General features: G+C 61.2%; 13 protein-coding genes. 8 read left to right on the forward strand and 5 right to left on the reverse strand.

Going from position 1 to position 11,609, the window contains the following annotated elements; all coding sequences use genetic code 11:
* Positions 1 to 99 precede the first annotated feature (99 nt).
* Positions 100 to 270, forward strand: coding sequence for a hypothetical protein (locus tag SB765_RS27785; RefSeq protein WP_341796043.1), 171 nt, complete (start codon positions 100 to 102; stop codon positions 268 to 270).
* 159 nt (positions 271 to 429) lie between these two features.
* Positions 430 to 1,200, forward strand: a complete 771-nt coding sequence (locus tag SB765_RS27790) for an SDR family NAD(P)-dependent oxidoreductase (protein ID WP_341796044.1) — start codon at positions 430 to 432, stop codon at positions 1,198 to 1,200.
* Positions 1,201 to 1,243: 43 nt separating this feature from the next.
* On the opposite strand, the gene SB765_RS27795 is transcribed toward SB765_RS27790, so the two are convergent.
* The 3 genes from SB765_RS27795 to SB765_RS27805 form a co-directional block, all read right to left on the reverse strand.
* Positions 1,244 to 2,197 (reverse strand): hypothetical protein, encoded by a 954-nt coding sequence (locus SB765_RS27795; RefSeq protein ID WP_410932257.1) that lies wholly within the window; start codon positions 2,195 to 2,197, stop codon positions 1,244 to 1,246.
* Positions 2,198 to 2,514: 317 nt separating this feature from the next.
* On the reverse strand, positions 2,515 to 2,673 hold the full coding sequence (locus SB765_RS27800) for a hypothetical protein (protein WP_410932258.1): 159 nt from the start codon (positions 2,671 to 2,673) through the stop codon (positions 2,515 to 2,517).
* A gap of 169 nt (positions 2,674 to 2,842) precedes the next feature.
* Positions 2,843 to 3,661, reverse strand: a complete 819-nt coding sequence (locus tag SB765_RS27805) for a hypothetical protein (protein WP_232251926.1) — start codon at positions 3,659 to 3,661, stop codon at positions 2,843 to 2,845.
* Positions 3,662 to 3,870: 209 nt separating this feature from the next.
* Here SB765_RS27805 and SB765_RS27810 point away from each other — a divergent pair, with 209 nt between their 5' ends.
* From SB765_RS27810 to SB765_RS27820, 3 genes are all read left to right on the forward strand, one after another.
* The gene (locus SB765_RS27810; protein ID WP_016499044.1) at positions 3,871 to 5,148 is read left to right on the forward strand and encodes a bifunctional O-acetylhomoserine aminocarboxypropyltransferase/cysteine synthase; all 1,278 of its coding nucleotides are present in this window, start codon (positions 3,871 to 3,873) and stop codon (positions 5,146 to 5,148) included.
* A 64-nt stretch (positions 5,149 to 5,212) separates the two neighbouring features.
* A complete protein-coding gene (locus SB765_RS27815; RefSeq protein ID WP_410932259.1) occupies positions 5,213 to 5,977 on the forward strand; it encodes a hypothetical protein in 765 nt (254 codons plus the stop codon).
* A 205-nt stretch (positions 5,978 to 6,182) separates the two neighbouring features.
* Complete coding sequence (locus tag SB765_RS27820) at positions 6,183 to 6,641, forward strand: GNAT family N-acetyltransferase (protein WP_341796050.1); 459 nt, start codon at positions 6,183 to 6,185, stop codon at positions 6,639 to 6,641.
* 57 nt (positions 6,642 to 6,698) lie between these two features.
* On the opposite strand, the gene SB765_RS27825 is transcribed toward SB765_RS27820, so the two are convergent.
* The gene (locus SB765_RS27825; protein ID WP_341796051.1) at positions 6,699 to 7,058 is read right to left on the reverse strand and encodes a hypothetical protein; all 360 of its coding nucleotides are present in this window, start codon (positions 7,056 to 7,058) and stop codon (positions 6,699 to 6,701) included.
* Positions 7,059 to 7,301: 243 nt separating this feature from the next.
* Entirely contained in the window at positions 7,302 to 7,769 is a 468-nt protein-coding gene (locus SB765_RS27830) for an anti-virulence regulator CigR family protein (protein WP_410932260.1), read from the reverse strand.
* Between the two features lie 173 nt (positions 7,770 to 7,942).
* Between SB765_RS27830 and SB765_RS27835 the strand changes: the two genes are divergently transcribed.
* The 3 genes from SB765_RS27835 (at position 7,943) to SB765_RS27845 (ending at position 11,253) form a co-directional block, all read left to right on the forward strand.
* The gene (locus SB765_RS27835; protein WP_410932261.1) at positions 7,943 to 9,643 is read left to right on the forward strand and encodes an FAD-dependent monooxygenase; all 1,701 of its coding nucleotides are present in this window, start codon (positions 7,943 to 7,945) and stop codon (positions 9,641 to 9,643) included.
* An 11-nt stretch (positions 9,644 to 9,654) separates the two neighbouring features.
* Complete coding sequence (locus tag SB765_RS27840) at positions 9,655 to 9,837, forward strand: DUF2783 domain-containing protein (protein WP_341796054.1); 183 nt, start codon at positions 9,655 to 9,657, stop codon at positions 9,835 to 9,837.
* 126 nt (positions 9,838 to 9,963) lie between these two features.
* Positions 9,964 to 11,253 (forward strand): MFS transporter, encoded by a 1,290-nt coding sequence (locus tag SB765_RS27845; protein ID WP_410932262.1) that lies wholly within the window; start codon positions 9,964 to 9,966, stop codon positions 11,251 to 11,253.
* Positions 11,254 to 11,609: the final 356 nt, after the last annotated feature.

Consider the following 11,609-nt stretch of genomic DNA (forward strand, 5'->3'; position numbering starts at 1 on the left):
ATCCAGCCGCTGAACCGGGCCAAGGAGGCACTGGTTTCAAGCCATGCAAAGTACCTGTAGGAGCAGCCTTGTGCTGCAAAGTGGCCATAGCGGGCGAAGATGATCTTTTGCCTTGCCGGCCTCTTCGCAGCACAAGGCTGCTCCTACAAGGGCATGGCAAGCCTGACCGATTGGGCCATTGCCGGCAAAATTGCCATGGGGGATATCCGCACCGGTGAACCATTTGATACGGCCAAGCTTTTCAGCTCTGAGTACCTTAGAAAAGCTTGACCGCCAACGGAGGATCTACAGGAATCGCGATCGCCTGCAGGAGCAGTCTTGTGTCGCGATGGGCCGCAAAGCGGCGCCGAAAACCCAGGCTAGAACGCATATTTAAAACAAAAGACCATGCCGGTGGGCTAGATTCATTCGAAACATGAGGCGCACCCAATGAGCCTGATCCCCGGATTATCTGACAATGCCCACGTGCTGATATGTGGTGCAAGCCGAGGTATCGGCCTGGCACTCTGTGCGGCGTTGCTGGCCCGCGATGATGTAAGCCGGGTCTGGGCTGTGTCGCGACACGCCCGCACTGCTGACGGCCTGCTTGCGCTGGCCCAGGCACATGGCGAACGCGTGGTACTGCTGGATTACGATGCTCGCGACGAGCAGGCGCTGGCTGCGCTTGCAAGCGAGGTGGGCCTTGCCTGCCCGCACCTTCACCTGGTTATCAGCACACTCGGCATCCTCCACCAGGAGGGCACCAAAGCCGAGAAATCACTGGCCCAACTGGACCTCACCAGCCTGCAGGCCAGCTTCGTCACCAATGCCTTCGCACCGATCCTGTTGCTCAAGCACCTGATGCCACTGCTGCGCAAACAGCCCGCCACCTTTGCAGCCCTGTCGGCGAGGGTTGGCTCGATCAGCGACAATCGACTGGGCGGCTGGTACAGCTATCGCGCCAGCAAGGCAGCGCTGAACCAGCTGCTGCACACGGCAAGCATCGAACTGAAACGCCTGAACCCGAACGCCACGGTGCTGGCGCTGCATCCGGGCACTACCGATACCGAGCTGTCGCGGCCGTTTCAAGGGAATGTGCCGGAGGGGAAGCTGTTTGAACCGGGTTTTGCGGCACGGTGTGTGATCGAACAGGTGGGGCGGCTTGGGCCGTCGGAGAGTGGCAGTTTTTGGGGGTGGGATGGCGAGCGGATAGCGTGGTGAGCTATCGGGCCAACCCCGCGCTGAGGAGCGCCAAGCCCTTTCATCAATCTCGGGAAGGCTCGCCTTCATCAAGGTCATCCGGAACATCAACCAAAACCGGCCTGATGGTGCTGCCATCCATGATGAGGGACGTGATCAGATCGGGAAATGGTCCACATAAAGGATAGCGTGCTTGAGCGATGGAACTTATGTGATGGACGCGGCGCATGACAGTAAATAGCTGATCACTAAACTGAGGCGCCCAAACCTGCAGATCGGCATCCCTGTCCGGCGAAGTACCAATGAGGCCTGCCTTCAACGCGTACTCCAACCGGTCAAAATAATGCCGCTCGAATGAAGCCTGGACATTCACAGCCCTTGATAGCGCGTGGGGCTCCTCCTGTTCTTCGAATGCAGCAAAGACGGCAGTCATAACCAGCATTGTGTGGTTGAACACACGCACGAGGGTTTTATTGGCTTCATCAACCCATTCACGATCGGTTTCCAATTCGCGAGCATAGACCTGCCCACTCTTCAAGCAATCAACCAACTCTGAGACTTGCTGGTGCATTCGCTGGCGCTGCTGCTGACCATCCGTGTTCTCTACGACAAGCGCTTCCAGCCTCTTTTCTTGCCCCTCAATAAAAGCGGCGCATTCTTCGCCGTACGCCCTTAACCGATCGCTATAACCCTGCAGCTCAGCATTTTCTGAAGTCAATGTATCGACCTGCGCGTCCTGCGCTTCCAGCAGCGCTTTCAGCTCATCGATATAAGCTTCTTGCTGCAGAACCTGTTTTTCCAGTTCATAGGCATGTGCGTGCATCTGCTGCATTACAGCCGTTTGATAATTCACTTGCAGGCGCAATTCATCAATCATCCCACCCGCTTCATACCACGCCTGGTCATAGCCGATCTGCTCACCTTTTTTGCGCCCGTCGCTGTGACCTTCGTCATAGCCCACCTGATGACCTTGCTGTCGGCCAGCGATGAGGCCATCGGTATAGTTTCCGTAGTACATGAATGTGCCTGAACGCCTGGAGAGCCACTGTAGGGAATTGAGCCAGGAATACTGAAGGAAGCCTGAACGACATCATTTTGTCATCATCGGAACGACAGCGTCCAACGGCTGTTCGAATCGGCGACCACCACATCGCGAAGGGTTACGCGGGAGGTAGAACTTGGGAAGCCGGGGGGAGCGGCTTCTAGGGGCAGGATGGCAAGCAGCTAGCTGGAGAGGCGCACGAGCGGTCGGCCCTGCAAGTGCTGATGAATGCTCTCGCGCCGGGTGCCCAGTTGCATCCCGGCCGAGGCAGTGCGTTCCATCGCGAGGTCAGTTCAGCGAGGGCCGCCGCCCTGATGGCCGCCGAAGCCACCGCCACCGTGGCCACCACCGTGACCGCCGCCACCGCCCGGCGGCATGAACATCCAGCAACCCGACAGGCTAGATACCAGGATTGCAACCAGGGCTGCACGGAAAAGCTGTTTCGACTTCATTGGAACGCTCCACAGGGTTAGATCTGCTGCCTGCCAGTAGCCGGCTCGGCAGCGGGCGGATTCTAGAACTGTGGGGTGATGGCACAGGGAAACTTTGCATAACTTTACAGTTGGCGCAGTCACCAGGGCGTAGTGAAGAAGTCTTGCCAGCGCTTGGGGCGGCGCGCGGTCAGCATGTGCCGGTGTCGCGCTCTTGCAGAAGCTTGCGGGCTTCGCGGGCCAGCTTGTCGAGGCGGTCGACCAACTCGACCATCACGTCCAGCGTGTCCGCTTCTTCGTCCCGCTCGTGATTCTTCCTGACCGCAGCGATGCATTCACGCATGGCCGGCGACCAGCGTTCCTCGGCTTCTTCGCCCAGGGCAATAAGGGTATTGATGCCTCGCCGCGCACCCGAGGTAATGTCCTGCGCTTCGGCGGCGAGCTCCGTGGGTGCGGCCAGCCGCACTTCGGGCTCATAGGCGCTGTCTTCCTCAACACCCGCCACTTCTGCCTCATCAGCCGGGCAGGCAGCCTTGACCAACGCGTCGGTCAGCTCGCGAATGTCATCACTGAGGAACTGCACGGTGGCCAAGTGCGTATTACGACGCGGGGCCTGCGGCAGAAAGAACTGCACCTGCTCGCCTTCGCCCAGTACCGCGTCGCTCCACTCGCGCAAGGTCTGCCCATAGCTGAAGCGCGGGTAGTTGACCCGCGGGTAGAGGCGCTCGATCACTTCATCGCTGAGTGAGCTTGGGTCCACCATCACCCCGTACTTGTGCAGGAGGTCGAAGGCGACTTTGTAACGCGGGGTCAGCAGCTTGCGGTTGATGCCCTGATGAAATGGCGCCGACAAGGTGCGCATTGCGTCGTTCAGGGTTCGGTTATCCAGCACCCCGACCAGCTCGCCCAAGGTGTCTGCGTCGCTGGCACCTTCTGGTACCACCCAGTCGGCCATCAAGACACGTGCTTCATCCAGCGCCTGGGTGATCGTTTTTACAGCGTGCGGCATGGGAAATCCCTTTTGTATAAGCGTCCATGCACAGGGCCTGGAACACTGCATGATATCTTTTTGATATTGCGGCGAAGATTGCCAATTTATGCCGGCTTCGGCAAGCCGCGCCAGAGGGCTGCGGTATGGCGCCACCACGACGTCCTTGACCCACTTCCCCCGCCGCCGCATGCTCGAACGCTTCCACCCCACGCTCAAGGACCGACTGCATGAAGCTGGAAACTCTCGCCATCCACGCAGGCTTCAGCCCTGACCCGACCACCAAGGCAGTGGCCGTACCGATCTACCAGACCACCTCCTTCGCCTTCGACGACACCCAGCACGGCGCCGACCTGTTCGACCTGAAAGTGGCCGGCAACATCTACTCGCGCATCATGAACCCGACCAACGATGTACTCGAAAAGCGCATGGCAGCCCTCGAAGGCGGGGTTGGCGCGCTGGCGGTGGCCTCGGGCATGGCGGCCATCACCTACGCCATCCAGACCGTCGCCGAGGCTGGTGACAACATTGTCTCGGTGGCCAAGCTGTACGGCGGCACCTACAACCTGCTCGCCCACACCCTGCCGCGCATGGGCATTCAAACCCGTTTCGCCGCCCATGACGACATCACTGCGCTCGAAGCCTTGATCGACGCACGCACCAAGGCGGTGTTCTGCGAATCCATCGGCAACCCCGCCGGCAATATCGTCGATATCGCCGCACTGGCCGAAGCCGCCCACCGCCACGGTGTGCCGCTGATCGTCGACAACACCGTGGCTACCCCGGTGCTGTGCCGACCGTTCGAACATGGCGCGGACATCGTCGTGCACTCGCTGACCAAGTACATCGGCGGCCACGGTACCAGCATCGGCGGCATCGTCATCGACTCCGGCACGTTCCCCTGGGCCGACAACAAGGAACGTTTCGCCCTGCTCAACACCCCCGACCCGTCCTACCACGGCGTCACCTACACCGAAGCCTTCGGCCCCGCCGCCTTCATTGGCCGCTGCCGCGTGGTGCCGTTGCGCAACACTGGCGCTGCGCTGTCGCCGTTCAACGCCTTCCTGATCCTGCAAGGCCTGGAAACCCTGGCCCTGCGCATGGAGCGCCACACCGAGAACGCGCTGAAGGTCGCCCATTACCTGCAAGCGCACGAGCAGGTGGCCTGGGTGAAGTACGCCGGGCTGCCCGACCACCCCGAGCATGAACTGGCCCAGCGCTACACCGGCGGCAAGCCGGCGTCGATCCTGTCGTTCGGCATCAAGGGCGGCCAGGCTGCCGGTGCGCGTTTCATCGATGCGTTGCAACTGGTGGTGCGCCTGGTGAACATCGGCGATGCCAAGTCACTGGCTTGCCACCCCGCCTCCACCACCCACCGCCAGCTCAACGACGAGGAGCTGGAAAAGGCCGGTGTACCGCGGGACATGGTGCGCCTGTCGATCGGCATCGAGCACAGTGACGACATCATCGCCGACCTGGCCCAGGCCCTGGAGGCCAGCCGCGGGTGAATCATCCGCGCCCTACCCAATGCCGACGGCGGGCGCACCGTCATCTAGCCTGGATACACCCGCAATGACCTTGTTCTACCTGAAACTTATCGTCACCCCCCTGCTGATGTGGGCCATCTCCCTCGCCTCGCGGCGCTGGGGCGGTTTGCTGGGTGGGTTGCTGTCCGGCCTGCCGATCACCTCGGCACTGGTAATGACCTTCCTGTGCCTGGAACAGGGCAATGCCTTCGCCTTGGGCGCGATACCCGGCGCACTGGGCGGCTTGGCGGCGGTGCAGGCCACCTACACCTTCTACCTGTTGGCCACGCGCAGGCTCGGCACCGCCGTAGCCGTGCTGCTGGCGTTGCTGTGCTATGGCGTGGCCGCCTATGCGTTTACCCACTGGGGCAACCTGTACCTGTCGATTGCCGTGGCACTGGTGCTGATCGGCGTGCTGATACGCGCCAGCGGCCGTGAGCCCAAGCCCGACACTTTGAGCCGCACCCGTCAGCGATTTTGGGAGATCCCCCTGCGCATGGTGTCTGCTACTTGCCTGCTGATGATCATCACCAGCCTGGCCAGTTGGTTGGGCCCGGCGACCAGCGGGATGCTCGCCCCGATACCGGTGATTGCCTGGCCGCTGGTGGTGTTCGCCCATGTACAAGGCGGGCGGGCCGGGATGGTAGCGATGGTGCGGGGCAATGCGATCGGAGCGGTGGGGGTGATCGCGTTTTATCTTGTGCTGGCGGCGCTGCTCGAAGTGTGGGGCGTTGGCCTGACCATCGGGCTGGCCATGCTTTGCGCCGTAGTGCTGACCGTTGGGCTGGCTACCGTATTACGACGGCGTTGATGCGCCAGAGGGGCTGCTGCGCAGCCCATCGCAGGCAAGCCAGCTCCCACAGGGGCGGTGCAACGTCTGAGCCTGGCGCCATACCTGTGGGAGCGGGCTTGCCCGCGAACACCGGCGCAGCCGGTGCCATACTCCGCGCAGGATGCTTCGCGGGTAAACCCGCCCCCACGGTGGCCGTGCCAGATCAATGAATTGAGGTAACCCCATGAAGTATCAGATTCGCAGGGCGCGACCAGAAGATGCTGCGGATATTAGCCGAGTGATCATCGCTGCCCTGCGGCAAACGAATGCAGCGGACTACGATACCGCGACCATTGCCAGGGTCGAGCAATCGTTCAGCGAAGCGGGCATTGCTGGCCTGCTGGAGAAACGCCTGATCTTCGTTGCAGCCGATCATGATGAGGTCGTGGCTACTGCCAGCCTTGCAGACGATGTAGTCAGAAGCGTATTCGTCGCCCCCGAATATCAGCGGTCAGGTCTCGGCGAGAAGTTGATGTTGGCAGTCGAAAACCAGGCGCTGATGCGTGGCTCACAACGGTTGCGAGTGCCCTCTTCGATTACGGCGCAGGGTTTCTACAAGCGCTTGGGGTACAGCAAAGTGCGTGATGAATACCACGGGGATGAACGCACGATCATCATGGAGAAGCAACTGATCAAGCCATGATGGCAGGGCCTGGACGCCTTGTAGTTGTTGGCATCAGGCCCTGTAAGGCAAATTCCATCAACGCGGTTGAGGATGCTCGGCGGATACCGAGTTATTGGCCTGCACGTCTTTCATTTCCTCTTCAATCGGGCCTTCATCATCTGCGGGTAATGGAACCTCTCCATCACCTGCACCCGCCTGCTCATCGTTGGTTCTTGCGGTACCGTTGTCCCGGTCGAGCTGCCCGTCCTGGTCCGAGCCGGGATTGCCGGGAGGTGGGTCCCAGTCTACCGGGCGCTTTTCGGACCAGGCTTCACCGACGCCTTGCTTGGGCTCGGACTCGGCTTGATCTAGGCCCGAGCCGTGGCCCCCTGCGTCGGTGGTATTTTCCGTAGGCCCCGGGTACGGCGAGTCCGGGCCATTGTGGTCGATTGCCATGGGTGTTCTCCTGATTGCAGCGCAGCGATGGTGCGCTTGTTGTTCAGAGAGAAATCGGCTGGCGAGAGTGCCTTGTGTTCGACCGGTGGTGCAAAAGGCCGGGCTCGCGGCTTTTGCTTGCCAGGTTGCAAGCGGGCGGCATGACCAGGCTCTTTGCACCATCACCCAAGTGCAGCACCATCAAGTGAAGGGCCGCTTCGTGCAGGGCGAGTTCGTCCTGTTTCAGTTCAAAAGCCTGCGGCCCTAGTCGAACGCCCCGTTCAACACCTCATAGATGAGCCCGGTCGCCACAGCGACCAGAATCAGGTCCGCGCCCGCCTGCATCCACTCATAGCCGTCATAGTGCGGCAGCTGCCCCAAAAGGCGGCCATCCAGTTTTTTGGCGATTCCGGGCGGCAAGGGCTTGCCGCGCGCCAGGTTCTTCTGAATACCTGGAGGCAATGCGGGGCCTGGGCTCCAGTAACTGCGGTGCCCACCGAGAATGCCCAGCACATCACCACGGTCGATGGACGGGCCGCCGTGCCAGTCCTTGCCGCCAGCGCTCTGCTTGTGGCCGCCCGCATTACCCTGGCCTTGGGAGTGTTGAGCCTGGCCCTTGCCGTGCCCCTGACCTTGGCCCTGGCCTTTGCCGTTACCCGGGTCAGCGAGCGCCGGGCCAAAGGCCAAGGCCAATGAGGTGAGAACAGCTGTAAGGACTGTTGATCTGGCCATGTGAGCATCCGTCGCGCGAAGAGTTGCCCACATTATAGACAGTGCGCAGCGCGTGCTTCGCTCTGCAGGCCGTGGAAATAGCAGTTGTCCCCTCAAGGGGACATCGCTGGCTGTCGCCTCGAGTACAGTCACTTGCACACCTGAAAAGCTACAAAAATAAGGATGTGCACCACATGCATCAGCCCCATAGCGAGCCGCGTCGTTCCCTCTATTTCAACTATCAAGTCTTCCCCGCCCATACGGCCAGCGTCGGGGCCGCCCGCGTTGAACGCAAACCTGTAGTGGTGGTAGGCGCCGGCCCGATCGGCCTGACCACTGCCCTGGACCTTGCCCGTCATGGCATAGCCTGCGTGGTACTGGCGGCGGAACGGCAAGTGAGCGAGGGCAGCCGGGCGATCGTGTTCACCCGTCGCTCGATGGAAATCCTGCAGCAGGTAGGTGTCGCCGAGCGGGTCTGCGAGCTTGGCTTGCCGTGGAGCTGTGGCAATTCGTTTTACCGCAACCAGCTGGTGTTTCGAATGGAAAACCCACACGACCCTGACGACCGCTACGCGCCCATGACCAACCTGCAACAACCCTGCCTGGAGCAGTTGCTGGTCGAGGCCGCCGAGGCTGATCCGTTGGTAGACCTGCGCTGGGGCAACCGCGTAACCGGCCTGGCGCAGCATGACGACTTCGCCCGGCTGAGCATCGATACCCCAGCCGGTAGCTATGAGCTGGACGCTGACTGGGTAGTAGCGGCGGACGGTGCCCGCTCGACACTGCGCACCCTGCTGGCGCTGAAACTGGAGGGTACCGCCTACGAAGGGCGCTTCGTGATTGCTGATATCAAGATCGACCTGGGCCTGCCCACCGAGCGCCTGGCCTATTTCGACCCGGACTGGAACCCGGGCAACACGGTATTGATGCACCGCGAACCAGGTGATATCTGGCGAATCGACTACCAACTGCCCGCAAACGAAACCCCGGAACAGGCGCTGCAGCCGGAGTCACTGCGCGAACGCATCAATGCCCAGCTACACATGCTTGGCGTTGAAGACCCACAGTGGGAAATGGACTGGAGCTCGGTCTATTCCACCCGGGCGCTGACCCTGCCGAATTACATCCACAAGCGCGTGATATTTGCCGGGGACGCGGCACACCTGTTGCCGATTTTCGGCGTGCGTGGCGCCAATACCGGGTTCCAGGACTGCCATGGCCTGGTCTGGAAACTGGCCCTCGCCCTCAAGGGTTTGGCAGGCCCCAAGCTGCTGCCGTCCTATTCCACCGAACGCGTCAGTGCGGCGCGGGAAATCATCGGCGAGGCCGGCAAGAGCACCCGGTTCATGGCGCCACCCACTGCGGGTTACCGCCTGGTACGCGATGCGGTGTTGTCGCTGTCGCTGACCCAGGCATTCGTCCGCCCGTTGTACCACTGGCGCACCTCGCGGCCACACGACTACGCGGACTCGGTGCTCAACTGTGCAACTGACGACAATGAACATTTCATTGCCGGCCCGCGCAACGGCGCCCCGCTGCTGAACATCAGGCTGGCCGAAGACGACTACCTGTTCGACCACTTGGGCGCCTGCTTCTACCTGCTCTATTTCACCGACAGTGACTGCATCCCAAATGACGTGATCGAGCAGGCGAATGCCATTTGCAGCAGCGGCGCGCCCTTGCAGATCATCGCGATTGCGCAAAACGCCCAGGCCATCATCACCGGTGCAGACCAACTGATCGACGACACCACCGGCCGCATCGCCGCCAAGTATGGCATCCCCCGAAATGGCGCTTACTTGGTGCGCCCAGACCAGCACATCTGCGCCCGCTGGCTGCAGGTATCGGCCGCACAACTGCAATCCGCCATCGACACTGCCTTGGGCAAGCACTGAGAGGAAGCGCCATGAACACCCTGACCGCAACAGACCTGGAAGTGGTTTACGACATACTGGCAGACGCTTTGGACCAAGCCACACCGGCCAAGGCCGAACTGTTCCTGACCAAGCTGGCGCTGCTCAGCGCCCATGCGCTCGGCGATGCCCAGGCCTTCACCGAACTTGCCCAGTGCGCGCTTCAAGACCTGTAGTACCTGCACTTGCCAATGCACCGGAGCCGGTGCCGCTGAAACCAATAATAATCAGGCGCCCACATGCATCAGAACACTGCCCCCATTACAACGATAAAAACCGCCAGCAGTCCCCAGCAAACCGTGATGCGCAAAGTGTCCAGGCGCCTGCTCGGCTTTCTGTTCCTGTGCTTTGTGCTGTCGTTTCTCGACCGGATCAACATCGGCTTTGCCGGCCTGACCATGATGGGTGACCTGGGCCTGAGCAGTACCCAGTTCGGCATGGCCACCACGCTGTTCTACATCGCCTATATCGCCTGTGGTATCCCCAGCAACATGGCCTTGGCCAAGGTTGGTGCACGCAAATGGATCGGCAGCCTGATGATCGCCTGGGGGCTGGCCTCGACCGCGACGCTGTTCGCGACCGAGGCCAGCAGCCTGTACCTGCTGCGGATTCTGGTCGGTATCACGGAGGCAGGCTTTCTGCCAGGTGTGCTGCTGTACCTGACGTTCTGGTTTCCGGCGGCTTACCGGGCACGGGCCAACGCCCTGTTCATGATCGCGATGCCGTTTACCGCAGGCTTCGGGTCGGCGCTCTCTGGGCTGATACTTGGCCTGGATGGTGTATGGGGTTTGCACGGCTGGCAGTGGTTGTTCCTGCTCGAAGGCATGCCTTCGGTGATCATGGGCTTCGTGGTGTTCGGCTACCTGAACGACACGCCGCAGCAGGCCCGCTGGCTGAGCCGCGAAGACAAGCAACATCTGCAGCATGCCCTGGCCGCAGACACCCCACCTTCCAACCGCACAACAGGGGACGGCCCCGGCAGCCTGCTGCGCGAAATGCTCTCACCCACGGTGCTGATGTTCAGCCTGGTGTATTTCTGCCTGGTCAACACGCTGGCCATGATCGCCGTGTGGACGCCGCTGATCATCAAGAGCATCAGTGCCGCCGACAGCAGCAACAGCACCATTGGCTTTCTGGCGATGATTCCGCAGGTGTGCACCATCATCGGCATGGTGGTATGGGGGCTGCATTCCGACCGCAGCCAGGAACGCAAATGGCACCTGGTGTTGCCCATGCTAATGGCCGCTGCCGGCTGGATGTTTGCCGCTTATGCCGGTAACCCGATGGTGCAACTGTGCGGCATCTGCATGGCGGCCACGGGGTCGTACACCGCCATGTCGATATTCTGGACTACCCCGGACCAGGCGCTGACGTTCAAGGCGCGTGCGATTGGCATTGCGGTGATCAACGCATTCGGCAACACAGGTTCGGCGCTGAACCCGCTGGTGGTTGGCTGGTTGAAAGACCTGACCCAAAGTTTCACGGCCGGGATTCTCTATGCCGCAGTGCTGTTGGTGATAGGCGCGTTGCTGACCTTCATGCTGCCCCTGCCCTCGCCCGCATCAGTTCCAAAGCATGCACAAAAGCTGTAGCCGGCGGTTGGGCGCCTCGATAAACCCGAGCCTTACGCAAAACCTGTGGGAGCGGGTTCACCCGCGAAGAATTCAACGCGGTGGATGGCACCGGCGCTGCCGGTGTTCGCGGGCGCGCCCGCTCCCACATGCCTGCGACCCGAGAGCCCGTCAGTGGACAGTTTTATGATTATCCAATGGCTCATTTAGAGACGTTTCCTACAAGGTTTTAGGACGCCCCAGGAACCTCCGGCAAGCGATTCCTCGTTAGTGTTCAGGGACCATCACAGTCCCTTTCAACGCGAGGTCGTTTTTGACAATCAGCCAACGTATCGCCATTGCGGCAGCCGAAGCCGGGCTCCCTTCTGACCAGTGCA

Source organism: Pseudomonas sp. SIMBA_067 (assembly GCF_046534675.1).
GTDB classification, from domain to species: domain Bacteria; phylum Pseudomonadota; class Gammaproteobacteria; order Pseudomonadales; family Pseudomonadaceae; genus Aquipseudomonas; species Aquipseudomonas putida.